This window comes from Bosea vestrisii, from assembly GCF_030144325.1.
GTDB classification, from domain to species: Bacteria; Pseudomonadota; Alphaproteobacteria; order Rhizobiales; family Beijerinckiaceae; genus Allobosea; species Allobosea vestrisii_A.
In genome coordinates this window covers 1261686-1285734 of sequence record NZ_CP126307.1, presented here as the reverse complement: position 1 = coordinate 1285734, position 24049 = coordinate 1261686, and the positions used below count along the sequence as shown (strand labels likewise).

The following is a 24049-nucleotide window of genomic DNA, read 5'->3' as shown; positions in this document are numbered from 1 at the left end:
TCGGTGACTTCCCGGCTGACAATTCCCAGGTTCGCCGCAAAGCCGTTGCACGCCTCGCCGCCCGGATGCTAGGCGTGCTGCGGGCCGGTAGCTCAATGGTTAGAGCTCGCTGCTCATAACAGCGCCGGTGCCGGTTCGAGTCCGGCCCGGCCCACCAGCCTTCGCTCTGCGGGCTACGGCTCGGCGAGCCGGAGTGCCGCCGCTCACCCCACGACGATATCGTCATACTCCGGATGGCGGCTGACCCAGCCGGCCATGAAGGAGCAGCGCGGCACGACCTTGCGGCCCGAGGCCTTGATCTGCTCGAAGACGCCCTTGGCCAGCCGCGAGCCGACGCCCTGGCCCGACAGCGCCTGGGGAACCTCGGTGTGGGTCAGCACGACGCGGTCGCCGTCGAGCCGGTAATAGGCGAGGGCGAGTTCGTCGCCGACGGCGAGTTCGAAACGGTTCTGGTCGGGCCGGTCGACGACTCCGGTATCCATCGGATCATCCTCTTTCAGTCGTGGGCCGCGGGTGCGGACGCTTGATCAACGGCAGTCTGGAGCAGCGGCGCGGTACTCGGCAAGGCAGGCCGGCATCGAGGCGGCGAGCGCAGCGATGCCGGGCAGGCGCGCTGCGCCGATCCGAGCCTTCAGGCCGCGAGCTTTGCCGCGATGCCGGCGACGTGGCGGCCTTGATAGCGGGCGCCTGCAAGCTCGTTCTCGGAGGGCTGGCGCGAGCCGTCGGCGCCGGCGATCGTGCTCGCGCCATAGGGTGAGCCGCCGCTGATCTCCGTCATGATCATCTGACCCTGGAAGGCATAGGGCAGGCCGACGATGACCATGCCCTGATGCAGCAGGACGGTGTGGGTCGAGAGGATCGTGCTCTCCTGGCCGCCATGCTGGGTGTTGCTCGAGGAGAAGACGCTGCCGACCTTGCCGACCAGCTTGCCCTGGAACCAGAGGCCGCCGGTCTGGTCGAGGAAGTTCTTCATCTGCGCCGGCATGTTGCCGAAGCGGGTCGGCACGCCGAGGATGATCGCGTCGTAATCGGGGAGCTCGTCGACCGTGGCGATCGGCGCGGCCTGATCGAGCTTGAAGCCGGATTTGCGGGGGACCTCCTCAGGGACGAGTTCGGGCACGCGCTTGATCACCACCTCGGCGCCGGCCTCGCGCACGCCCTCGGCGACAGCCTGCGCCATCGTCTCGATATGGCCGTAGCTGGAATAGTAGAGAACCAGAACCTTCGTCATCGGAATCATCCTTCTCGGGCCAGTTGTCGGATCGGAGAGGTCAGGCAGCTCAAGTTGAGCGTACGAGAGCGCCCGTCCATTCACGAGCGCGACAATCCGGACGCGCGAGCGGGAGCCGATAGCAAAAGCGGCCGAGCATCTGCCCGGCCGCCATTGAGTGCCTTACTATCGGTGGTCTCGCCTACTTGAACGCGATCACCACGCCGTCGGCACCGATCGTGGCCTGCAGGCCCTGGCGGCGCGTGTCGAGGCTAAGGGTCACGCCCTTGTCGTTCTTGAGCCAGACACGGCCCTGGCCGGCGCGGCCAACTGCCCAGCCTTCCTTGAGCTGGACATAAGGACCGGCGAGGTCGTTGCGGGTTGTCAGGCCGTAGACGCGCCCGCTGGCGACGACGCGCGCGGCGCCGATGCCGCCGATCCCGAGCCCGCCGACCGAGATCGGATAGGAGCGGCCGCGATAGGTGAAGGTGCCGCCGCCGAGCTCGCCGGAGGCGATGAAGGCGACGGAGATCTGCTCGATCTTGACCGTGCCGGTCTGCGGGCCGAGCGTGCGCGGCTGGGCCATGGCGGAGCCGGAAACCAGCATGAGCGCAGCAGCGCCGGCGAAGAGGGATTTGATGGCGGGCACGGTCAGTACTCCTTGGTGATGCAACGGAGTCTACAACTGCCGGGAAGCCCGGCAGTTCCGTGCGCTCGCCGCGCCGCCTAGCGGAATGGCGGGCTGTACTGGATGCCGCCCTTGCTCCAGAGCTCGTTTGGGCCGCGTGCGAGCTGCAGGCGCGAGCTCTTGCCGAGATGGCGCTCGAAGCTCTCGCCGTAATTGCCGACGGCTAAGATGATGCGCACGACCCAGTCGTTGCTGACGCCCATCGCCTCGCCCATCTTGCCGTCGAGGCCGAGGAAGCGCTTCACCTCGGGGTTCGAGGACTTCAGCATCTCCTGGACATTGGCCTTGGTGATGCCGAGCTCCTCGGCGTTGATCAAGGCGAGCACGGTCCAGCGCACCAGGTTGAACCAGGTCTCGTCGCCGGTGCGTACCCAGGGGCCGAGAGGCTCCTTCGAGACCACCTCCGGCAGGATGACGTGTTCGTCGAGGTCCTGCAGCTTCATCCTGACGGCCGAGAGGGCCGAGATGTCGGTGGTGTAGGCGTCGCAGCGGCCGGACTCGTAGGCCTTGAGCGCCTCCTCGGAGGTGCCGAAGGCGGCGGCCTCGTATTTCATCCCGAGCTTGCGGAAGTAGTCGGCGAGGTTGAGCTCGCTGGTCGTGCCCTGCGCGACGCAGACCGAGGCGCCGCCGAGCTGAGCCGCGGAGGAAACGCCGAGCTTCTTCGAGACCATGAAGCCCTGGCCGTCATAATAGTTGACGGTGGTGAAGGTGACGCCCTGGCTGGCATTGCGCGACAGCGTCCAGGTGGTGGTGCGCGGCAGGACGTCGATCTCGCCGGCCTGCAGCGCGATCAGCCGATCCTTCGAAGTCAGCGAGACGAAGCCGGCCTTCTCGGTGTCGTTGAAGATGACGGCGGCGAGCGCCCGGCAGATGTCGATGTCGAAACCCTGCCAGCGGCCATTGGCATCCTGGGTCGAGAAGCCGGCGACGCCGGGGCTGGTGCCGCAGATGATCTTGCCTCGGTCGCGGATCATCTTGAGCGTGTCGGCGCCGGCGGGTGCCGCGAAACCGGCGGCGAGCGCGAATGCGGCTGTGAGGCGAAGCAATATCCGTTTCATCGTCGATCCCCTGTTGTTGTTTTCAGGCAAAGCTCTCCCGCCGCGGCGGAGGCGTGCCCCGCCGCGTTCGTCATCTGTCGTCTTCCCGTCTCAGGCGACCTTGGCGGCCGCCGGCTGTTCGAGCGCGACCAGCAGCGTGTCGAAGTCGTTCCAGAGGTCGTCCGGGTCCTCGAGGCCGATGCTGATGCGCAGTGCCGGTCCCGGATGTGGCCAGGGGGTGACGGTGCGCTCGCCTTCCGGAGCCAAGGGCGCGATCAGGCTGCGCGTGCCGCCCCAGGAGGCGCCGATGGCGAAGACCTCGAGCGCCGAGAGTGCCGCCTCGAATAGTGCGTGCGGCACCGGCTTCAGCACGATACTGAACACGCCCGACGAGCGGCCCATGTCGCGCTTCCAGAATTCATGACCGGGGCAGGAGGGCAGGGCCGGGTGCAGCACCGTCTCGACTGCGGGCGAGCGGGTGAGACGCCGGGCGAAATCCTCGGAGACCTTGCCCATATGGGCGAGGCGCAGGGCCAGAGTTTCCAGGCCGCGCAGAGCGAGCTGGCACTCGTCGGGCGAGACGCCGACGCCGAAACCGCGCAGCGTCTCCTTCAGCTTCTCACGCAAGCCGAGATCGGCAACGGTGATCGAGCCGAGCAGCAGGTCGGAGTGGCCGCCGACATATTTCGTCAGCGCCTCGCAGGCGAAGTCGGCGCCGTGCGCCAGCGGCTTGAAGATCAGCGGCGTCGCCCAGGTGTTGTCGCAGCCGACGAGCACGCCCTTCGCCTTCGCCGCCTTCACGATGGCGGGCACGTCCTGCACTTCTATCGTATTCGAGCCCGGTGACTCGACCCAGACCAATTTGACCCGCTCGTCGATCAGCCCGGCGATGCCGGCGCCGATCAGCGGGTCGTAGACGGCGTAGTCGATGCCGCGCGGCTTCAGGTACTCCTCGCAGAAGCTGCGCACCGGCTGGTAGACCTGATCGGGGATCAGCACCTTGTCGCCGGGCAGCAGCACCGAGAGCATGACGATGGTGACCGCCGCCTGACCGGAGGGAACGAGCACAGTGCGCACACCGCCATGCAGGGCCGTGAGCTGGGCCTCCAGCGTGCGCGTCGTCGGTGTGCCGTGCAGCCCATAGGTGTAGCCGTCGAAACCGCGATGCTTGCGGGCGAAGAAGCTCGCCGCGTCGGGGTAGACGATGGTGGAGGCGCGGTGGGTCGGCACCGTCAGGCTGGCATAGCCGTCCTCGTTGACGGCCGGATGGTGAACGCTGCGGGTGGTGTCGTGCATGGGGGCTCCTTTGAAGGGCATGTTCCCTCCACGGCGCCCTGCCGGCTATCAGCGAAAACTTATGGCTCGATGCCGCAATGTTATAGCTTTTGGTCTTGCGCGAATTCTTGTCGTTCGACCGATTTCGGCCGAACGGAATGCGCGTCAGCGGACTTCCATCAGGCAGTCGATGAAGTCGCGCACCAGCTGGGATTTCGGCCGGTCGAGCGGCAGGATCAGCAGGCTGCGGCTCTGCACCTCCGGCTCGAAGGGCCGCAATACCAGCCGCGACGGATCGGCGCCGGCGACCGCATAGGGGCTGACCAGACCGATGCCGACGCCTTCGGCGACGAGGGCGCAGACGGTCGCGGCATAGATGGTCTCGACGACGATGCGTGGCTTGACGCCGGCCTCGGCGAAGATGCGGTCGAGTCGCTGGCGGGCGCGGTCTTCCGGGACATAGGCGACGAAGGGGACGCCATCGAGATCGGCCGGCTTGATCAGTTCCTTCTCGGCCAGCGGGTGGCCGAGCGGCATTGCGCAGAGCGCGCGTGGCTGCACGAAGGGCTGGTGGAGGACGCCGGATGTGTCGATCTCGTCGGCGGCGAGGCCGATGTCGAAGGCACCGGAGGCGACGCCGTCGCGGACATCGCGCGAGGGCAGGACCATCAGCGTCACCGCGATGTCCGGGCGCCGGTCGCGGAAGCGGCGTACCGCCCGGGGTACCAGCGAGGAGCCGAGCGCCGAGAGCGAGCCGACACGCAGTTGCCCGGCACCGTGGTCGCGGATGCGGGCGGCGGTGGCGCGCAGCGTGTCCATGCCGAGGAAGGAGGCCTGGACCTGGGCGTAGAACAGCTTGCCCTCAGGCGTCGCGACGATGCGGTTGCGGATACGATCGAAAAGCATGAAGCCGAGCGAGCGCTCGAGCTCGGCGATGGCGCGGCTGACGCCGGGCTGGGTGACGCCGAGGAGCTCGGCGGCGCGCGAGATCGTGCCGGCCTTCATCACCGCGGCGAAGGTTTCGAGCTGTCGGCTGTTCAAGCGGTGCGTCCCAGGCTGTCGTCCCGCCGGCAGCCTAGTCGTGGCGCCGGGCCGAGGAAACCGCACGCGATAGGTCTTAAAGGAGCATCCGCGCCATTAACGGCGGATTTACCGCATTCCTTTAGGTTCGCTTGGCAGAACTCCAACATGGATGCGCAGCGTAAATGCACGCCCAGGCCCTGAAGTTGCCTGATCCCGCCAATGAGGATGCGCCCGGGGCGGAGGCCGCGTCACGCGCGGTGCGCGAGATCGCCGAGCGTTTCGGCAAGCTCAGCGCCGAGATCACCGACATGTCCGGCCGTATCGGCGACGTCAATGCCGAGCTCGACAGGCAGACAGACGGGTTGCACCGCATGGTCGCCTCGGTCGATCAGGTGTCGCGCTCCAACAAGGCGATCCAGCACTCCGCCGAGGCCGCCCAGGAGGCGGCGTCCGTGGTCAAGAGCGGGCTCGAACGTGTCACCGGTGCGGTCCGCCAGGGCCTCAACGCGGCGCAGAACGATATCGCCGAACTGTCCGACGGTGCCCAATCGATTTCGCAGGCGCTGAGCGAGGCGGTGAGCCGGGCGCACAAGGTCCGCGAGGCCAGCGAAGCGATCCAGACGATCACGCGCGAAATCCAGCTGCTGTCGATCAATGCCGGCGTCGAGGCCGCGCGCAGCGGTGTCGCTGGCCGCGGCTTTGCCGTCATCGCCGCGGCGGTGAAGCAGCTTGCCGAGCAGACCCGCGACGCCACCTCAGCGAGTGCCAAGCAGCTCGAGGCGCTGGTCGCGACCGTCGACCAATTGGCGAAGCAGAGCAAGGCGAATGCGCAGGCAGCTCGGCGCGCCAGCGAAGAGAGCCAGGGCATTTCGCAACAGATCGGCGAGCTCGACCATTTCGGCCGCTCGGTGGTCGGGCTGATCGGCGAGATCGACTCGATCTCGATCCCTGCACGCGAGAACGCCGTCGCCTTCGCACAGGTCGGCGACGAGCTGAGGGATCTCGTTGCCGGCGTCGACCAGTCCGGCCGCAACCTCGAGGTCGCGGCGCGGCGAGGGGCGTCGCTGGTTTCGACCAGCGAGGCGATCCTGGGCGCGATCGCTGGCTCGGGTGTGCGCACGCCGCAATCGGACATGATCGAGATCGCCGTCGAGGCGGCGGCGACGATATCGGACCTGTTCGAGCAGGCTGTCGCGAAGGGCGAGGTCGGCCTGGCCGAGCTGTTCGACGAAGCCTATCGACCGGTCCCTGGCAGCGATCCCCAGCAGTTCCTCAGCCGCTTCACGGCCTTGACCGACCGATTGCTGCCGCCGGTGCAGGAGAGACTGCTGACGGTGAACAAGCGCATCGTCTTCTGCGCGGCCATCGATCGCAATGGCTACCTGCCGACGCACAACCGCAAATATTCGCAGCCGCAGGGATCGGACCCGGTCTGGAACAACGCCAATTGCCGCAACCGTCGGATTTTCAACGATCGCACCGGGCTCGCTGCCGCGCGCAACCAGAAACCGTTCCTGCTCCAGACCTACCGGCGCGACATGGGCGGCGGCAATTTTCTGGTGATGGAAGACCTGTCGGCGCCGATCTTCGTCCGGGGCCGCCACTGGGGCGGGGTCCGGTTCGGGCTCAGCGTCTGAGAGGCGGTACGGGAACCGGAGCGGTCGTCTCCAATGTCGTGTTGAGTACGGGTTTTGAGTTGCCGACATGCATATCGCGCCATCCTTCCCCAACCTCTCGGTGCTGCTGATCGACCCCAGCCCGCACTATCGGCGCATCATCCGCACCATGCTCTACCAGGCGCAGCTCCAGCGCGTCTTCGAGGCGGCCGATCTCTCCACCGCCGCGACGACCTTCATCCAGAAGCAGCCCAACATCGTGATGCTGGACTGGGACCTGCCCGATGGCGACAGCCTGAAATGCCTGGCCTCGATCCGCTCGTTCAAGACCTCGCCCTTCGCCAAGGCGCCGGTGCTCGTGATGATGGAGAAGCCCGACCGGCGCTCAGTGGTGCAGGCCGCCAAGCTCGGCGCGCACGAGATCATCGTGAAGCCGATCTCGCCCAATAATCTCTGGCTGCACCTGTCCGGCATCATCAACGTGCCGCGCAAGTACAAGGAAGCGAACGGCGCCATCACGCTGGTGCCGCGCGCGATCAGCAACAGCCTGTTCTGAAGCAGGAATTGTTGCCCCGGAATGGTCACAATCCTTGCCGCGGCAGCGCCAGCTTAGTGAAATTTTTACTAATCGTGCAGATTCTGCCTAGTCACCAATCACAGGGCGCGCCGTCGTGGTCATCACCGTCTCCCTTCCGCCTTTCCTCGGTCGATCAGAGGCTGCTGCGTTCCGCAATCAGCTCCTCGTCGCGCTGGAGCAGAAGGAAAGCATCGCAGTCGAATGCGCTGAGGCCGGTCCGTTCCCGAGCCTGTGGATCCAGCTGATGCATGCGGCGGCGACCAGCGCCAAGGCGCGTGGGCTCAGCGTCACGCTCAAGGCGGTGTCCGACGAATGCCGCCAGTCCTTTCAGGCGATCGGGTTCAACCCGGCCCAAAGCGCTCTCGTTCTGGAGTGACCCCGCGATGAAGATTCTCGCGATCGACGATACCAAGACCCTGCTCAGCCTGCTCAGCATGACGCTGCGCAATGCCGGTCATGAGGTCGCAGAAGCGGAGAATGGCGAGGAAGGGCTGGTGCGCTTCGACCAGTTCAAGCCCGACCTCGTCATCACCGATCTCAATATGCCGATCATGGACGGCATCGAATTCACGCGCGCCTGCCGCGCGCGGGCTGCGGGCCAGAACACGCCGATCATCGTGCTGACCACCGAGAACGGCGCCGAGATCAAGGCGGAAGGCCGCCGTGCCGGCGCCAGCGCCTGGATGGTCAAGCCGTTCGAACCCAACACCCTGCTCGGCCTCGTCGCGCGCTACCAGAACTGAGGCGGTCTATGGATCCGTTGGCGGAACTCAAGCAGACCTTTTTCCAGGAGTGCGAGGAACTCCTCGGCGCGCTGGAGCAGAAGCTCCAGTTGCTCGATGAAGGCTCGAGCGATCCCGAGGACGTCAACGCCGCCTTCCGCGCCATCCACTCGATCAAGGGTGGCGCAGGCGCTTTCGGCTGCACCGACCTTGTCGGCTTCGCACATGTCTTCGAGGCGGCGCTCGACCATCTGCGCTCGGGCCGCGTTGCGCTCGGGGATGCGCCATTCGCCCTGTTCCTGCGCTGCTCGGACGCGGTCTCCGATCTCGTCAACGCTGCGCGCAACGACGAGGTCGCGCCGGTGCGCTCCGATCTGCTCGCGGCGCTCGAGCAGGTCGGGCAGGCCAAGCTGGCCCCATCGGCTGCCCCGGCTCCGGCCGCTCCCGCGGCCGATGCACCACCCGGCATCGCCGCGCTCGGCAATCTCCTTGCCCTGGTCGACTCCAAGATGGGCGCGCCGGCACCGGCCGCGCCCGCGAAGGCCGATGACGGCTGGGACGACGAGCCCGCTGCCGCCGCGCCGGTCCGCAGGCTCGGCCATGACGTCCGCATCAAGATCACGCCGGAAGCCGACCTGTTCCGCCGGGTGATCGAGCCGCGCGTGGCGATTGGCATCCTGCCGGCGGAGGAGATCGTCTCGGTCGCCTGCGATCTCAGCCACGTCCCGCCGCTCGAGACGCTCGACGTCACCGATTGCCATATGCGCTTCGAGGTGATGCTGCGGACGGCATTGTCGGCCGAGGAAATCGTCTCGAAATTCGACTTCACCCTCGCCAATGAGGAGTTCGAGGTCGAGGTGCTGACAGATGCCGAGCCGGAGGCTGACCCGGCCGCGCCGGCAGAGGTGCCGCAAAGCGTCGCTGCCGACCTGTCGGCGATCCTTGCCCGGCTCGGGCCGAGCGCCGATGCCGCGCCGCAGCCCGACATCCAGCCCGTCGCTGCCGTGGTTCCGGTCGCGGCTGCCGCTGTGGCCGCAGCCCCGGCGGCGCCGCGCGCGCCGGTGCGGCCCGCCGCCAACGATGCCGCCGCCGCCCGCCAGCGCCAGGCGGTCAGCGTCCGTGTCGATCTCGATCGGATCGACCGGCTGATGAACCTGGTCGGCGAGATCGTCATCACCCAGTCCATGCTGGTCGAATGCGTGCGCTCGCTGCCCTATGACGTCTATGCCAAGACCGCCGAGGGCATCCTGACCCTGTCGCGTCAGACGCGCGAGTTGCAGGACCACGTCATGGCGGTGCGGGCCCAGCCGGTGAAGGCTGTGTTCCAACGCATGCCGCGCCTGGTGCGCGAACTCGCGCAGACGCTCGGCAAGGAAGTGAAGCTCGTCCTCGAAGGCGAGAACACCGAGGTCGACAAGACCATCATCGAGGAGCTGGCCGATCCGCTCACCCACATGATCCGTAACTCGATGGATCACGGGGTGGAGACGCCGGAGGAGCGCATCGCCGCCGGCAAGCATCCGGAAGGCACGATCAGGCTCATCGCCGAGCACCGCGCCGGCCGCATCGTCATCAGCGTCACCGATGACGGGCGCGGCATAGGTCGCGACAGGCTATTGGCCAAGGCGAAATCCCGCGGCCTTGTCGGAGCGGACGAGAAGCTCGCGCCGGAGGAGATCGATCAGCTGATCTTCGCCGCGGGCCTGTCGACGGCGGACGCGGTCAGCGACATCTCCGGGCGCGGCGTCGGCATGGATGTCGTCCGCCGCAATGTCGAATCGCTCGGCGGCCGCATCAGCGTCGATTCCGAGCCGGGTCGCGGCTGCAAGTTCACGCTCGCCTTGCCGCTGACGCTCGCCGTCCTCGAAGGCATGGTGATCCGCTGCGGCGACGACCGCTACGTCATCCCGATCGCCAGCGTGATCGAGACGCAGCACCTCGCCAACACGCCGATAGAGCACCTGACCTTCGGCCAGGAAGTGCTGCGCTGGCGCGGCGAGATCACGCCGCTCCACCGGTTGGGGGCCGTGATGGGCTCGGCCGGCACGCGCGACGAGAACATCATCATCATCGCGGAGACCGAGCGCGGCGGAAATGTCGGCATCGCCGTCGACGAGATCGTCGGCCAGCAGCAGGTCGTGGTGAAGAGCCTCGAGTCGAACTACGGCACGGTCAACGGCGCCTCCGCTGCGACCATCCTGGGCGACGGTCTCGTCGCGCTCATTCTCGATGTCGACTCGATGCTGCGCGTGGCCGCATCGGGCGTCCGCCAACCCGTTCCCGAACTCAAACTGGCTGGATGAACCATGTCCCTGCAGCTCAGCGAAAAGCACTTCACCTCGGCGCAGCCTGAGTCCGCGGCGCGCCGGATCGTCACCTTCCGGGTCGGCGACCGTACCTTCGGCATCGATGTCGGCATGGTCCGCGAGATCAAGGGCTGGCAGGCGACGACGCCGCTGCCGCATGCAGCCCCGCATGTGCGCGGCGTGCTCAACCTGCGCGGCGTGATCCTCGCGGTCTACGATCTGCGCACCGCGATCGGTCTCGGCAGCACGGATGCCACCGCGACTCATGTCATCGTCGTCGTCGATGTCGAGGACAAGACCGCCGGCCTCTTGGTCGACTCGGTCTCCGACATCGTCGACGTGCCGGTCAGCGCGGTGCGTCCGGCGCCGGACCTCGAGCGCGACGAGCACGGGCTGATCGAAGGCCTCGTCCTGCTCGACACCGAGATCGTCGCCCTGCTCGACCTTGCGGCGGTGATCCGTGACGGCGGTGACAACCAGGACAAGCAACTGCGCGTCGCCTGACCATCCGATGGCCCGCCGGCAGCGCCCAGCCGACAGGCCAGAGATCAGTTCGATCGCTTGAGAGACAACGAGCCGATGAGCCAACTGGGCGTCCTCTCGAAACTATCGGTCAAGCTGCCGGCGCTCTTCGCCGGCGGCGTTGCTGTTTCGGGCGGGCTCGTTGCATTTGCCGTGCAACAGAGCGCGGCGGCCCGGCTTGGTGCCCTCGGCCTGTCCAGCCAGCAAGCCGAGGCGACGTTGGCGGGCCTCGCAAGTCTGGCGCTACCGTTCGGCGCCGCCGGCCTCGCCATCGCCGCCGGCCTCGGCTGGCTGGCGGCCCGCTCGCTGACGCGGCCGGTAGCGGCGCTACGCGAGGGCATGGAAAAGCTCAGCGAAGGGGTGCCCGGCGACCTGCCGGAATTCGCCCGCCGCGACGAAATCGGCCAGCTCTCGCGGGCACTGCGCCAGGTCCAGGAGAGTTCCATCGAGGCTGGGCGCATCCGTGCCGCGCTCGACGGCTGCCGCACCTGCATCATGGTCTGCGACGCGCAGGACCGTGTCGTCTACGTCAACAAGTCCCTGCTGAGCTTCTTCAGCGGGGCGCAGGAGGATTTCCGCGCCGCCTTCCCGGGCGTCTCGGCCAAGGACATGCTCGGCAAGGTGCTTGAGCTGTTCGCCGGTCCGCAAGGCGTCCCCGAAGCCCGCACCATGCGCGTGCCGCTAGGCCGGCGCATGGTCGCGCTGACGCTGACCATCATGACGCAGCCTGGCGGCCAGAGGCTCGGCTCGACGATCGAATGGCGCGAGCTGACCGAGGAATTGCGTGCCGCCGATGAGGTTGCGGCAGTCGTCGCGGCCGCCGCCGGGGGCGATTTTTCCCGGCGCGTGCCGCTCGCCGGCAAGCCGGAGGCGCTGCAACGCATCGCCGAAGGCATCAACGAGATCAATACGATCGTCGAGGCTGCCACAAACGAATTCGCGGCGGTTCTGTCAGGGCTCAACGAGGGCGACCTGACCGGCCGCGTCGACGGGAGCTATGATGGCCGTCTCGGCGAGCTGAAGGCCGGGCTCAACCAGACGCTGGCGCGGCTGACCCAGACGGTCTCAGGCATCCAGGTGGCAACGGCACAGGTCGCCGCGACGGCCGAGGAAATCAGGGCCGGTGCGGAAGACCTCGCCGGCCGCACCGAGCAGTCGGCTGCCGGCCTGGAAGAGACATCGGCGACGACCGGCCAGCTCGCGGTCTCGATCGGACAGAGCGCCAGCCGTTCGCGCGCCGCGACTGCGCTTGCCGGCGAGGCGATGGCGGTCGCCGGCAGCGGCCAGGAGGCCGTGGCCGAGACGATCGGCGCGATCGGGCGGATGGAGCAGTCCTCGGCGCGCATCGCCGAGATCGTCTCTGTGATCGACGGCATCGCCTTCCAGACCAATCTGCTGGCGCTGAACGCCGCGGTGGAAGCGGCCCGGGCCGGCGATGCCGGCAAGGGCTTCGCGGTGGTCGCGAGCGAGGTGCGCACGCTGGCACAGCGCTCGGCCACGGCCGCCAAGGACATCAAGGGCGTGATCGCCAATTCCAACGCGGAGGTCGCCGAGGGGGTGCGCCTTGTGCGCAGGACCGGCGAGACGCTCGGCCGTATCGTCACGGCGGTGGAACAGGTCTCGGCGACGGTCGCGGAGATTTCGCAGGCAAGCGCCGGGCAGGCGACCGACATCGCAGCGATGAGCCGATCCGTCGCGACGATGGACGAGGCGACCCAGCAGAATGCGGCGCTGGCCGAGCAGAGCGCCGGCTCGGCTGCGAACCTCGCCGAGCAGACACAGGCGCTGCGCGAGCTCGCCGGCTTCTTCCAGCTGGGCAGGGCGCCGGTCCAGGCGCGGCCGGCTCCGATCGAACCGAGCTGGCAGCGCCCGGCCGCCGCGAATGCGCCGACCGAGCCGCGGCGCCTGCCCGCCCGCCAGGACACCCATTCCACCGAATCCCGCCCCGTCACTCCGCGCCGCCGCGTCGCCGGCGGAGGGCGGAAGGACGAGTGGGCCGAGTTCTAGTTCTTATCGCCAAGGCCGAAGCATGCTTGCGCCTCAAACCGTCCAGTCGGACACCACGCTCAGCCGGGACGACATGGCCCTTGTGGCCAAGCTCGTCTACGAGCATGCCGGCATCGTCATCCGCGAGCACAAGGAGGCAATGGCGCGCGGGCGGCTGGCGCGCCGGGTCAAGGTACTGGGCCTCGGCTCGATCGCGGAATACTGCGCCTATTTGCGTACCGCGTCGGCAGTGGATGAAATTCCGGAGCTGATCAACGCGGTCACCACCAACCACACCGCCTTCTTCCGTGAGCGCCACCATTTCGACCATCTGCGCAAGGATGTGCTGCCGCGCCTGATCCAGGAGCGGGCTGGCCGCCGGGGGCGCATCCGGATCTGGTCGGCGGCCTGCTCGTCGGGCGAGGAGCCCTACAGCGCCGCGGCGATCTCGCGCGACGTGATCGGCCATCGCAGCGATCTCGACTTCAAGATCCTGGCCACCGACATCGACACCGACATCCTCGACCGGGCAGCCTCCGGGCAATACCCGACCGAGCAGTTCGACAGGCTGCCGGCGGACTTACGCCCGCTGCTCAAGCTGGAAGGCCAGAACGGGCGCGGCGAAGCGCGTATCGCCGAAGAGCTCAAGCGGCTGATCGCGTTCAAGCGGCTGAACCTGATCGAGAACTGGCCGATGAAGGGGCCGTTCGACGTCATCTTCTGCCGCAACGTCTTCATCTATTTCGACACGCCGACCAAGGCCGCGATCCTCGACCGCTACGTCGCGCTACTGCAGCCCGGCGGCTTCCTCTATCTCGGCCATTCTGAATCACTGCCCCAGCCACACCCGCAATTGCGGCTGATCGGCCGGACGATCTACGAGCGCACGCCATGAGCCTGAACCGATCCTCACGGCGCTATTTCGATCAGCGCTTCGACGCCACCATCATCACCGTCGCGCCGGGCGAGCACGAGATTACCGCGGCCAAGGACGAGATCGTCGCCACCGTGCTCGGCTCCTGCGTCTCGGTCTGCATGCGCGATCCGCAGATCGGCGTCGGCGGGCTCAATCATTTCCTGCTGCCCAAGAACAATGGCGGCACTGATACCCATGCCGGCGAGCGTTATGGCGATACCGCCATGGAGGTACTGATCAACGGTCTGTTGAAGCGGGGTGCCAGGCGCGGCCAGCTCGAGGCCAAGGTCTTCGGCGGTGCGCGCGTGCTCTCCGGCGCTACCATGCTGGCGATCGGCGAGGGCAATATCATCTTCGTCAACGACTTCCTCGCCCGCGAGGGCATCCCGGTCGTCTCCAGGGATGTCGGCGGCACGCGCTCGCGCCGGATCCACTACCAGCCCGCGACCGGGCGCGCCTGGGTCCAGCATGTCCAGCAGGCGGCGCGCGATCCCGAGCGCGAGCAGGAAATGGCCTATCTCAACCGCCTCAAGACCCAGCCTGTTGCCGGCGAAGTGGAGATCTGGTGATGAGCATGCTGACCTCCGGCGGCCCGGTCAAAGTCCTCGTCGTCGACGATTCCGTGCTGATGCAGAAGTTGATGACGCAGATCGTCAACTCGACGCCGGGCTTCCAGGTGATCGGTGTCGCCGGCAGCGCCGAGGAGGGCTGGGATGCGATCCAGGACCTGCGGCCCGACATCCTGACGCTCGATATGGAGCTGCCGGGCCGTCACGGGCTCAAGTTGCTGGCCCGGGTGCTGAAGCAGGACCCGCTGCCGGTGCTGATCGTCTCGGCCTTTGGCGGGCCGGGTGCAGACAACACTATCCAGGCGCTCGAGCTCGGCGCGATCGACTTCATCGAAAAGCCGGACGGGGCGACGCATACGCTCGAAGGCTTCATGAAGCATGTCGCCGCGGCGCTGCAGCGCGCCTCGGCCAGCCGGCGCCTGATGGCGGCTGCGAAGGAGATGGTCACGCAGCAGCGGCCCCAGAGCGCTCCGGCCCGGCCCGTCGCGGTGCATATGCCGGCCAACCACGGCAAGGTCTCGCTGATCGCGATCGGCGCCTCGACCGGTGGCGTGCCGGCGGTGCAGACCGTGATGCGCGATGCAGCGCATCTGCGCCTGCCGATCGCCGTGGTCCAGCACATGCCGGCCGGCTACACGGCCAAGTTCGCGGCGAGGCTTTCAGCAGCGACCGGGCTCGATGTGCGCGAAGCCGCCGATGGCGAGCGCTTGCGCCCGGGCATGGCGGTGGTGGCGCCGGGCGGGCTGAAGCATCTCGAGATCGAGGAGCGGCGCGGCGAGCTCATCTGCCATCTCAAGGACGCGCCGCTGGTCAGCGGACATTGCCCCTCGGTCGACGTGATGTTTCATTCGGTGGCCCGCTCGCTCGGCAGCCATGCGATCGGCGCACTGCTGACCGGCATGGGCCGCGATGGCGCTGACGGTTTGTTAGCCATGCGCAAAGCCGGTGCTGCGACGTTAATCCAAAGTGGCGAGACCTGTGTGGTAAACGGGATGCCGAAAGCCGCGTTCGAGTTGGGCGCCGCTGATCGGGTCGTGCCGCTCGACCAGATCGGAGGCGCCATCGCGGGACTGCTGGGCGAGCGCCCGCAGCAGCGCACCGCGTAGATCATCGCGCGTCCGAACGGACGCGGTCACGATGATCTATCACATTGTTATCGCATCGGATTCCTCCGAAAAGTGGAATCCACTTTTCGGTCCGATGCCAGGGAGAGTGCCATGTCCAAGGCGAGAAGCGAGTACCGCATCCTCGTGGTCGACGACCAGAAGAGCATGCGCGGACTCGCGACCTACTTCCTCAAACAGATCGAGTTCCAGGACATCGACGAGGCGGAGAACGCCCGCGAGGCCCTGATGAAGATGCAGACCAAGCGCTACGATCTGCTGCTGCTCGACTGGAACATGGACGGGATGAGCGGCATCGACCTCCTGCGCGCCATCCGCTCGGTGCCGGAGCTCAACCAGATCAAGATCATCATGGCGACCTCGGAGCGCTCGGTCGACAAGATGGACGAGGCGACCACCAACGGCGCCGACCATTATGTCGTAAAGCCCTACGAGCTGCGCGATCTCGAGGTCCGCGTGAAGAAGGTTCTGGCCTGCTGAGTGGCCGGCGCCCCTCGCGAACGATCGACGCCCCGACCCGCGCCGGGGCGTTTTCGTTTCCGCTCGCGGATATCTTACTTGGCGAGTAGGCTGTCGCGGCAGTAGCCTGGCACCATCGCGGAGCTTCCCATGCGCTTCCATCGCCGCCAGATCCTCGCTCTTCTCGCGCTCGCACCGGCCGCTCCGGCGCTGGCCGCGCAAGGGGAGAGCAATGCCTACGCCTTCAGCTTCGACCGGGCCGAAGGCGGGCGCATTCCGCTCTCGGCCTATCGCGGCAAGCCGATCCTGATCGTCAACACGGCGACGCAATGCGGTCTTGCCGGGCAGTTTGCCGGGCTCGAGCAGCTCTGGCAGCGCTATCGCGACCGCGGCCTCGTCCTGATCGCGGTGCCGAGCAACGACTTTGGCGGGCAGGAGCCGCTCGACGGCGCAGCGATCGCCGAAGCGGTGCGGCAAAGCCATGGCGCGAACTATCCGATCACCCAGAAGAATGTGGTCCGCGGGCCGGAGGCCCATCCGTTCTACCGCTGGGCGGCGAACCAGCGCCCGACGGAATTGCCGAACTGGAACTTCCACAAATACCTGATCGGCCGCGACGGCAGCCTGATCGGCAGCTTCAGTTCGGGCAGCGATCCGCTGGCGCCCGAGCTCATCCGTGCGATCGGGCAGGAGCTGGAGAAGGGCTGAGTAGTCGAGCTGGGCACTACACCGTCATGGTCGGGCTTGTCCCGGCCATCCACGTCTTCATTTGGAGCGGGTGGTGTTCAAGACGTGGATGCTCGCCACAAGGGCGAGCATGACGGACTCGAAACACGCCGCCGCGAGCAAATCTCTCAGCTGCGCGCGTAGATGTCCTCGATGCGAATGATGTCGTCCTCGCCGGTATAGCTGCCGACCTGGACCTCGATCAGCTCGAGCCCGATCTTGCCCGGGTTCTTCAGCCGGTGCGTGCAGCCGATCGGCAGGTAGACCGACTCGTTCTCGTGGACGAAGCGGACCGTGCCGTCGAGCGTGACCTCGGCCGTGCCTGTGACCACGACCCAGTGCTCGGCGCGATGGAAATGCTTCTGCAGGCTGAGCTGGCCGCCTTCCTTGACGTGAATGTGCTTGACCTGGAAGCGGCTGCCGATGTCGATGCGCTGGTACCAGCCCCAGGGCCGGTAGATGCGCAGATGCTCGCTGGCCTCGGGGCGCCCTTCCGCCTTCATCTGCTCGACCAGCGCCTTGACCTTGCCGGCGGCCGCCATCGAGGCGACGAGCACGGCGTCGCGGGTCGAGACCACGACGACGTCGTCGAGGCCGACCACGGTGGTCAGCACGTCCTCGCTGCGGATCAGCGAGCGGCGTGTGTCGAGCGCGACCGCGGGGCCCTCCAGCACGTTGCCGTCTTTGTCCTGCGGCTTGATCGCGTGGATCGAGTCCCAGGAGCCGACATCGGACCAGTCGAAGGAGGCGGCGAGCATGCCGGCATGGGAGGTGCGCTCCATCACGGCATAGTCGATCGAGATCTTGGTGGCGCGGCTAAAGCTCTCCGGATCGAGCCGAAGGAAGTCCAGATCGCGTTTGGCGCGGCCGACCGCGGCTTCGGCGGCGGACAGCACCGCCGGCGCGTGGCGCGCCAGTTCCTCGCGCATGGTGCCGGCCGAGAACAGGAAATTACCGCTGTTCCAGAGATAGCCGTCGGCGAGGTACTGCTTCGCCAGGTCGAGCTTGGGCTTCTCGACGAAGCGTTCGAGGCGGCTGGCGCCGGGCTCGGGCAGCGCTTTACCGGGGGCGAGATAGCCATAGGCCGTCGAAGGCTGCGTCGGCTTGATCCCGAGCGTCATGATCAGCCCGCTGGCGGCGAGGCCGGCGGCGCGCTTGCAATCCTGGCGGAAGGCCTCGGCATCGGCGACGACATGGTCGGAGGCGAGCGCGACGCAGACCGCATCGGGATCGCGCTTTTCCGCCATGACCATGCCGACGGCGATGGCCGCGGCGGAGTCGCGCCGCTCGGGCTCGAGCACGATCTCGCCCTGGATGCCGAGCGCCAGCATCTGCTCGGCAGCGATGAAGCGGAAATCATTGTTGGTGATGACGATCGGCGCGCCGAAGGCCGGATCGGCGAGGCGCTGCAGCGTCGCCTGGAAGGTCGAGAGACCGTCCTCCAGCAGCGGGATGAACTGCTTCGGCATGGTGTCTCGCGACAGCGGCCAGAGCCGGGTGCCGGAGCCGCCTGCCATGACGAGAGGGACGATCTTTGAAGCCATGGAGGGGTTCCGGCGGGATCTGACCCCAATTCCTACAGCATCGAAGCTACCATCCGATAAACGCTCATATGGGGAGGGTAGCGGTATCCGTCGAGGTATCGTTCACCCTTTCGGCTTCTGCCCCGGCCGAAAGGCGACGATCATCGCGGGATCTGTCTCCAAATAGGGTCCCTCGATCAGGTCGATGCAGTAGGGGATGGCTGGCATCACCGCATCGAGGCACTCGGCGATGGCACGCGGGCGGCCGGGCAGGTTGACGATCAGCGACTTGCCGCGAATGCCGGCGAGCTGGCGCGAGAGGATCGCGGTCGGCACCTTGGCGAGGCTGACCTGGCGCATCAACTCACCGAAGCCGGGCATCAGCTTGTCGATCACGTCCTCGGTCGCTTCGGGCGTGACGTCGCGCGGGGCAGGGCCGGTGCCGCCCGTCGTGACGATCAGGCAGCAGCCTTCCTTGTCGGCGAGCTCGATCAGCGTCTGCGCAATGCCGTTACGCTCATCTGGGATGACGCGTGTGATCGCCTGCCAGGGGCTGGTCAGCGCCTTGGCGAGATAGTCGAGGATGGCCGGGCCGCCTTCGTCGGCATAGACGCCGGCCGAGGCGCGGTCGGAGACGGTGACGATGCCGATCTTCGCAGGCGAAGCCATGATTTCCCTCAGACGCGGTAGAAGTCGCGATACCAGCGCACCATGCGCCCGATGCCGTCGGCGAGCGGGGTATGCGGGCGAAAGCCCACCGCCGCCTCCAGCGCCGAGACGTCGGCGGCGGTGCGCAGCACGTCGCCGGGCTGGCGCGGCTTCATCTCCATCACGGCTTTCCGGCCGACCGCCTGCTCGATCGTGGCGATGAAATCCATCAGCGGCACCGGATCGGAATTACCGATGTTGTAGAGCCGCCACGGTGCCGAGGAGGTCGCGGGGCTTGGCTCGTCGCTCGACCAGCCGGGGTCGGGCGCCGCGACCTGGTCGAGCACGCGGACCACACCCTCAACGATATCGTCGACATAGGTGAAGTCGCGCTCGTGCTTGCCTTCGTTGAAGACCTCGATCGGCTCGCCGGCCAGGATCTTCCTGGTGAAGATCATCGGCGCCATGTCAGGCCGGCCCCAGGGGCCATAGACGGTGAAGAAGCGCAGGCCCGTGGTCGGCAGCCCGTAGAGATGGGCGTAGGCATGGGCCATGCCCTCATTCGCCTTCTTGGTCGCGGCATAGAGGCTGACAGGGTGGTCGACATTGTCCTCGACGCGAAAGGGCGTGCGGGTATTGGCGCCGTAGACCGAGCTCGACGAGGCATAGACCAGATGCTCGACGCCATTGCGGCGGCAGCCTTCGAGGACATGGCCGAAGCCGGTGAGGTTGGAATCGAGATAGGCCTGCGGATTGTCGATCGAGAAGCGCACGCCGGCCTGGGCGCCGAGATGGACGACGCGCTCGAAACGCCCCTCGGCGAAAAGCTTGGCCATGCCGTCGCGATCGGCGAGATCGAGCGTCTCGAAGCTGAAGCGGTTATGGCCATCGAGGCGCGCCAGCCGCGCCAGCTTCAAAGCGGGATCGTAATAGTCGTTGAGATTGTCGATGCCGACGACCTCGTCGCCGCGTTCGAGCAGAACCCGGGCCGTCTCGTTGCCAATGAAGCCGGCAGCCCCCGTCACCAGAACGCGCATGATCCTCCTCGCGCCAATCGCGCCGTTGCCGGACATGTCTATCGAGCAGCTTGCAGCCCCGGTCAACGCGAGGGCTCGCGGGCGGCGGCGCGATCTGCTAGCGCCGCGGCATGACCACCGTGCCGAGCAGCGCCATCCTCGATCAGCCCGTCCCTGGCCGCGGCTTCGCAGTGACCTTCGTCGCTGTCGTCGCGGGTGTCCTGCTAATGACGGCTGCAGCGACTCTTTGGCGCGACCCGTTCTGGGTCTTCCGCGCCGCGCCGCCCTGGACCCGTGACGGTGCAGGGGCCAGCCGCCTGCTCGACACGCAGATGCGCCGGATCAAGCCGCTGCAGATCGCCAATCTTAGGCCAGGAACGCTGCTTATCGGCTCCTCGGTGATCTATCGGGGGCTCGACCCGCGCGACCTCGCGCCCGGTCTGCCGCAGCCGGCCTACAATGCCGGTATCGCCTCGCTGATGGCACAGGAACTACCCGTGCTGGCCATGCTTGCGCGCGATGTCGGGAGCGTGCGCCGCGTCGTCATCGGGCTCGACTACTACATGTTCACCCGGCTGCCGCCGCCTCCACCGCTGCGGTCGGACCTGGCGAGCGCGTTCGGGCGCGCCGAGATGCGGCTAAAGCTGATGTTCAATTCGGACGCGCCGGAGAACCTGCGGGGCGGCGGGCAGCGGCGTACCGAGCCCGGCCTCTGGCGCGGCGACGGCTTCAAGACGACACCCGATTTCGACGCTGCGCTGACGCGCAAGATCGCGGCGGCCCAGGATATCGCGGCAATGGCCTATGAGCCGGAGCGGCTCGCGGCGCTCGACACTGCGCTTGGCGCTCTGCGCGGCCTCGACATCGCGCTCTATCTCTCGCCGTTGAGCGCCGCGCAGCTTCGCCTGCTGGCGGAAGGTGGGCGGCGGCCTGAGTTCGAACGCTGGCGTATGGACATAGCCGCGGTGACGGCCCGGTATGGCCTCACCTTGTATGATCTGGCGACGGAGCATCCCTTCGACGATTTCGATCCCGACAAGGGCTCGTCGCGCTTCTGGGTCGACAATGTCCACTTCAAGCCTGAGGTCGGGCGCTGGGTTCTGGCCCAGCTCGGACTCGCGTCAGGCACGGCCGCGCCAGCGCCTTAGCCGCATGCGCCCCGTCGCTGCCAGCCGGGGCAAGAGCGCGGAGCCGCCCGCGAGCGCGACGATCGCGTTCGCCATCTCCTGCCGCTCGCCCCAGGGATAGGCTGAGGGATCGACCCCGTCGCCGGCGCCGCTGTCGAGCCGGAACGGGCGACCGGCGGCGAAATCGGCACGCAGCATCTCGATGGCGAGGGCCCGGCCGGGCGAGAGCCTGGCCTTGGTCTCGTCATAGGCGATCTTGAGGAAATGCGACTGCCCGGCGAGATCGAGCAGCAGTCCGCCGGCGATCGGCGCGCCATCCAGCTGGAGCAGGTCGATACGGATGCCATCGGAAGCGGCGAAGTTCCGGACGATCTCGCGGATATAAGCGACATGCTGCGGCAGGCGGGCGAGCGCGGTGCCGCCACGGCCCTTCCAGCCGGCTGCTTCGAGCGCGAGGAAATCTTCCAGCGCGGCGACGGCGTCAGTGCCGCGATGGCGCTCAAAGACAAGGGCGCCGGCCTTCTCGAGCTGGCGATGCTGCTGCATGCGCTTCTTGTGGCCCTGGCCGAGCGCACGGCGCAGATAGCGCTCGGCATCGTCACCCGGCTCGGGGACCAGCATCGGCCGCTGCCAGCGCTCGAAGCTCGCGATGGTGCTGCCGGTCGCCGCCAGCGCGGATTCGATAGCGGCGAAGACGTTACCCTGCATGGGTAATAGCGGCAGCTTCAGGATCTTCGGCAGGTCGGGCGTCTCGGCGATGGCCCGCACCAGTGCCAGGACGGCTTCGCCCGCGTGCTCACGATCGAGCACCGGCGCTGAAGAAATTTCGTAGAGCGGCACCAGTGGCGCTTCGAGGACGCGGGCGAAGCCGGTATGGGGGCTGCGGGTTCGGCGCAGAGCCCAGAGTCCGAGCAGGCGTTCTTCCGCGGGCGCTTGGGCTGCGAGCACAACGATATCGTCTTCGTCGATGCCGAAGCTCAGCGCAGCTGCAATAGCGGCGGGAGCCATATGGAGGTTGGGCGCCTCGGCCCTTCGGCAGAGATCGGCGAAGGCTTCGGCGTAATTTGCGCCATAGGTCCCGGCCGGCAGGCGGCGGACCGCGACAGCTGAGCTCATGGGCGCGGCGGGCCACCGCTGCGGCGGCGCAGGCCGAGCACGAAGGCGATCACCTGCGCGGTGGCGAGATAGAGCTCCTCGGGGATGCTGTCTTCGAGCTCGACGGCCGAAAGCGCCTGCGCGAGGGCGGCGTTCTGCTCGACGGCGATGTCGTGCTCGCGCGCGGTCTCGATGATCTTCTCCGCGACGACGCCATGGCCCTTGGCGGTGACGCGAGGGGCGCCTTGACCGTCATATTCGAGCGCGACGGCGAGCGGCAGCGGCAGAGACTGGGTCATGAGCGGCGGTCCAGGAACTGGCCGGCGCTCGCCTTGGCCTGCTGCGGGTGGCCGGTGAAGACCTCGAATTCGGCGCTGTCGAAACGCGACCTGAGCAAGGAGGTCTCCAGATCGGGCGTCGCCTGGCGTAGCAGGCGGCTGGTCTCTTCGCGCTCGGCCCAGAAGGAGACGCCGATCGCACGGCCCTGCAATGTCACCACGCCCTGCAAGGCGCCGAGCGGTTCGACATCGAGCGCGAAGCGCACGCGCCAGAGCGGCGCGTCGGGCGTCGCCGAGCCGGATTGCGGCGGATCGCGCTCGATCTCGAGCGGCAGCACGGCCGTGCCGTTCGGCAAGGCGAGCGGGATTTCCGTCAGCCAGCGCGCCGGTGGCTGCTGGTCGAGGCGAGCGGCCTCCTGCGGCAGCGAGGCGTATTGGGCGAGCGCGATACGGTCGAGCGCCGCCTCCGCCTGGCCGAACAGTGCCTGTGCGATGGTGGCCGGACGGGCGGCGCTGTTGAGGCTCGGCTCGGCGGCGGGCTGCGGCGTCAGCAATCCGTCGCGCGGCGGGGCAGGGCGGGCCTTGGCCGGGGTCGATGCGGCGGCATCCTGTTCGGGCGTGCTGCGGATGGCCGAACGTCCAGGCTGCGGTGTGGCCTCCGTCGTGGTCTCGCCGGGAAGCGGCGGTCTCGCTGTGGGCGCACCCTCGACCGCGGGCTTCAGCAGATCGCGCAGGCTTTGCAAGGCAGCCTTGAGGTCGGTCTGCGGCGTCGGCGCCTCTCCGGCCGCCTGCCTGGCTTCGAGGAAGACACCGGAGCGGGCGACGGCTGCCTTCAATGTTTCAGCCGTGACGGGTCTCGTTTCGGCGGTCGGCAGGCGCTGGGCGAGGATCTGGTCGACCAGGGCCATCAGCGGCTTCGGCAAGGTCAGCGCGACCGAGCCCTGTGCCAGGCCGCCGAGATTGGCGAAGAGCGGGGCGAGGCTGTCCTGCCGCCCGAGCGCGGCACCGAGCAGCGGCCCGGCGATCGCGCGGGGTGAAGCAGGCGCGGTCTGCGGAGCGACTGGGACGGTCGCGGTGGGAGTCGTGCGGCCGGCCTGCAAAGCAGCGGCGGGCGTCGCCACCTGCGCCGTTGCCGAGGGGATCGTTGACGGGATCGCCGCCGGCGTCGACTGCGGAGCTGGCGGCGTGGTGCCGACAGTTGGTTGTCCGGCCGGTGCCGAAGGGGTGGCGTTGCTGGCCGGTGGCGGGCGGATGCCGACCAGTGTCGCCTGCAGCGGCGCGCCTGGCTCGGCCGGCGCGGCGAGCTTGAGCATCAGGCTGGCGCCCGGCTGCAAGGCCACCTGCCTGGCTTCGGGGCCGGCCAGCACGAGCGCGACCTTGATGCCGTTGACGAGGGCCGTGGCGTTGCCGTCTGCATCGAGCGCGACGAGCTTGGCCTCGACCGTCTTGCCGGCGGCGAGGCCGCCATTGCCAGTCATCGTCGCGAGCAGGGTCGCGAGATTCTGGCTCTTGATGAGCGCCGCGAGTTGCGCCGGATCGGGCGGGATGGCTGCCATCCGAAAAGCCTGCCACGAAATGTTAAGGATTTTCTTGCGCTGGACGGCGT

At 67.6% G+C, this 24049-nt stretch carries 25 protein-coding genes and 1 tRNA gene; 14 read left to right on the top strand and 12 right to left on the bottom strand.

The window, feature by feature from the left end; genetic code table 11:
* The first annotated feature begins 81 nt into the window (after positions 1-81).
* Positions 82-157: transfer RNA gene (locus QO058_RS06300), tRNA-Ile, on the top strand.
* A 46-nt stretch (positions 158-203) separates the two neighbouring features.
* On the opposite strand, the gene QO058_RS06295 is transcribed toward QO058_RS06300, so the two are convergent.
* The 6 genes from QO058_RS06295 to QO058_RS06270 form a co-directional block, all read right to left on the bottom strand.
* Positions 204-482, bottom strand: coding sequence for a GNAT family N-acetyltransferase (locus tag QO058_RS06295; RefSeq protein ID WP_284171117.1), 279 nt, complete (start codon positions 480-482; stop codon positions 204-206).
* 149 nt (positions 483-631) lie between these two features.
* Positions 632-1231, bottom strand: a complete 600-nt coding sequence (gene wrbA / locus QO058_RS06290) for an NAD(P)H:quinone oxidoreductase (RefSeq protein ID WP_284171115.1) — start codon at positions 1229-1231, stop codon at positions 632-634.
* Positions 1232-1412: 181 nt separating this feature from the next.
* Positions 1413-1859, bottom strand: coding sequence for a hypothetical protein (locus QO058_RS06285; RefSeq protein ID WP_284171113.1), 447 nt, complete (start codon positions 1857-1859; stop codon positions 1413-1415).
* A 77-nt stretch (positions 1860-1936) separates the two neighbouring features.
* Positions 1937-2956 carry an amino acid ABC transporter substrate-binding protein gene (locus QO058_RS06280; protein WP_284171111.1) on the bottom strand — a complete coding sequence of 340 codons (1020 nt, stop codon included), beginning with the start codon at positions 2954-2956 and terminating at the stop codon, positions 1937-1939.
* 90 nt (positions 2957-3046) lie between these two features.
* The gene (gene metC / locus QO058_RS06275) at positions 3047-4231 is read right to left on the bottom strand and encodes a cystathionine beta-lyase (protein WP_284171110.1); all 1185 of its coding nucleotides are present in this window, start codon (positions 4229-4231) and stop codon (positions 3047-3049) included.
* Positions 4232-4375: 144 nt separating this feature from the next.
* On the bottom strand, positions 4376-5251 hold the full coding sequence (locus QO058_RS06270) for a LysR substrate-binding domain-containing protein (protein WP_284171108.1): 876 nt from the start codon (positions 5249-5251) through the stop codon (positions 4376-4378).
* Between the two features lie 164 nt (positions 5252-5415).
* Between QO058_RS06270 and QO058_RS06265 the strand changes: the two genes are divergently transcribed.
* The 12 genes from QO058_RS06265 (at position 5416) to QO058_RS06210 (ending at position 16738) form a co-directional block, all read left to right on the top strand.
* On the top strand, positions 5416-6870 hold the full coding sequence (locus QO058_RS06265) for a methyl-accepting chemotaxis protein (RefSeq protein WP_284171106.1): 1455 nt from the start codon (positions 5416-5418) through the stop codon (positions 6868-6870).
* A 67-nt stretch (positions 6871-6937) separates the two neighbouring features.
* Positions 6938-7405, top strand: a complete 468-nt coding sequence (locus tag QO058_RS06260; RefSeq protein ID WP_110488886.1) for a response regulator — start codon at positions 6938-6940, stop codon at positions 7403-7405.
* 115 nt (positions 7406-7520) lie between these two features.
* Complete coding sequence (locus QO058_RS06255) at positions 7521-7802, top strand: STAS domain-containing protein (RefSeq protein ID WP_284171104.1); 282 nt, start codon at positions 7521-7523, stop codon at positions 7800-7802.
* A 7-nt stretch (positions 7803-7809) separates the two neighbouring features.
* Positions 7810-8169 (top strand): response regulator, encoded by a 360-nt coding sequence (locus QO058_RS06250; protein ID WP_126109519.1) that lies wholly within the window; start codon positions 7810-7812, stop codon positions 8167-8169.
* 8 nt (positions 8170-8177) lie between these two features.
* Complete coding sequence (locus QO058_RS06245; protein WP_284171102.1) at positions 8178-10451, top strand: chemotaxis protein CheA; 2274 nt, start codon at positions 8178-8180, stop codon at positions 10449-10451.
* A 3-nt stretch (positions 10452-10454) separates the two neighbouring features.
* A complete protein-coding gene (locus QO058_RS06240) occupies positions 10455-10958 on the top strand; it encodes a chemotaxis protein CheW (RefSeq protein WP_284171100.1) in 504 nt (167 codons plus the stop codon).
* A 75-nt stretch (positions 10959-11033) separates the two neighbouring features.
* Positions 11034-12983, top strand: a complete 1950-nt coding sequence (locus tag QO058_RS06235; RefSeq protein WP_284171099.1) for a methyl-accepting chemotaxis protein — start codon at positions 11034-11036, stop codon at positions 12981-12983.
* Positions 12984-13005: 22 nt separating this feature from the next.
* Positions 13006-13857: a CheR family methyltransferase gene (locus QO058_RS06230; RefSeq protein ID WP_284171097.1), complete on the top strand. Its 852-nt coding sequence runs from the start codon at positions 13006-13008 to the stop codon at positions 13855-13857.
* The gene (locus tag QO058_RS06225; RefSeq protein ID WP_284171096.1) at positions 13854-14447 is read left to right on the top strand and encodes a chemoreceptor glutamine deamidase CheD; all 594 of its coding nucleotides are present in this window, start codon (positions 13854-13856) and stop codon (positions 14445-14447) included. The genes QO058_RS06230 and QO058_RS06225 overlap by 4 nt, the downstream gene beginning before the upstream one ends.
* Complete coding sequence (cheB, locus tag QO058_RS06220; RefSeq protein WP_284171094.1) at positions 14447-15553, top strand: chemotaxis-specific protein-glutamate methyltransferase CheB; 1107 nt, start codon at positions 14447-14449, stop codon at positions 15551-15553. The genes QO058_RS06225 and cheB overlap by 1 nt, the downstream gene beginning before the upstream one ends.
* Positions 15554-15664: 111 nt before the next feature.
* Positions 15665-16051 carry a response regulator gene (locus QO058_RS06215; protein WP_110488895.1) on the top strand — a complete coding sequence of 129 codons (387 nt, stop codon included), beginning with the start codon at positions 15665-15667 and terminating at the stop codon, positions 16049-16051.
* A gap of 129 nt (positions 16052-16180) precedes the next feature.
* A complete protein-coding gene (locus tag QO058_RS06210) occupies positions 16181-16738 on the top strand; it encodes a glutathione peroxidase (RefSeq protein ID WP_284171091.1) in 558 nt (185 codons plus the stop codon).
* Between the two features lie 146 nt (positions 16739-16884).
* Here QO058_RS06210 and QO058_RS06205 read toward each other — a convergent pair whose 3' ends face one another.
* The 3 genes from QO058_RS06205 to QO058_RS06195 all read right to left on the bottom strand — a co-directional run bounded on the left by QO058_RS06205 (position 16885) and on the right by QO058_RS06195 (position 19964).
* Entirely contained in the window at positions 16885-18300 is a 1416-nt protein-coding gene (locus QO058_RS06205) for a mannose-1-phosphate guanylyltransferase/mannose-6-phosphate isomerase (RefSeq protein ID WP_284171090.1), read from the bottom strand.
* A 102-nt stretch (positions 18301-18402) separates the two neighbouring features.
* Positions 18403-18948: a molybdopterin adenylyltransferase gene (mog, locus tag QO058_RS06200; protein ID WP_284171089.1), complete on the bottom strand. Its 546-nt coding sequence runs from the start codon at positions 18946-18948 to the stop codon at positions 18403-18405.
* 8 nt (positions 18949-18956) lie between these two features.
* A complete protein-coding gene (locus QO058_RS06195; RefSeq protein ID WP_284171088.1) occupies positions 18957-19964 on the bottom strand; it encodes an NAD-dependent epimerase in 1008 nt (335 codons plus the stop codon).
* A gap of 110 nt (positions 19965-20074) precedes the next feature.
* Between QO058_RS06195 and QO058_RS06190 the strand changes: the two genes are divergently transcribed.
* Complete coding sequence (locus tag QO058_RS06190) at positions 20075-21091, top strand: hypothetical protein (RefSeq protein ID WP_284171087.1); 1017 nt, start codon at positions 20075-20077, stop codon at positions 21089-21091.
* Here the strand turns inward: QO058_RS06190 and QO058_RS06185 are convergent.
* The 3 genes from QO058_RS06185 to fliK are packed head-to-tail and all read right to left on the bottom strand — an operon-like array spanning position 21065 to position 23999.
* Entirely contained in the window at positions 21065-22186 is a 1122-nt protein-coding gene (locus QO058_RS06185; RefSeq protein WP_284171086.1) for a GNAT family N-acetyltransferase, read from the bottom strand. The genes QO058_RS06190 and QO058_RS06185 overlap by 27 nt on opposite strands.
* Positions 22183-22464, bottom strand: coding sequence for an EscU/YscU/HrcU family type III secretion system export apparatus switch protein (locus QO058_RS06180; RefSeq protein WP_284171085.1), 282 nt, complete (start codon positions 22462-22464; stop codon positions 22183-22185). Before QO058_RS06180 ends, QO058_RS06185 begins: the two co-directional genes overlap by 4 nt.
* Positions 22461-23999 (bottom strand): flagellar hook-length control protein FliK, encoded by a 1539-nt coding sequence (gene fliK / locus QO058_RS06175; protein ID WP_284171084.1) that lies wholly within the window; start codon positions 23997-23999, stop codon positions 22461-22463. Before fliK ends, QO058_RS06180 begins: the two co-directional genes overlap by 4 nt.
* Positions 24000-24049 lie beyond the last annotated feature (50 nt).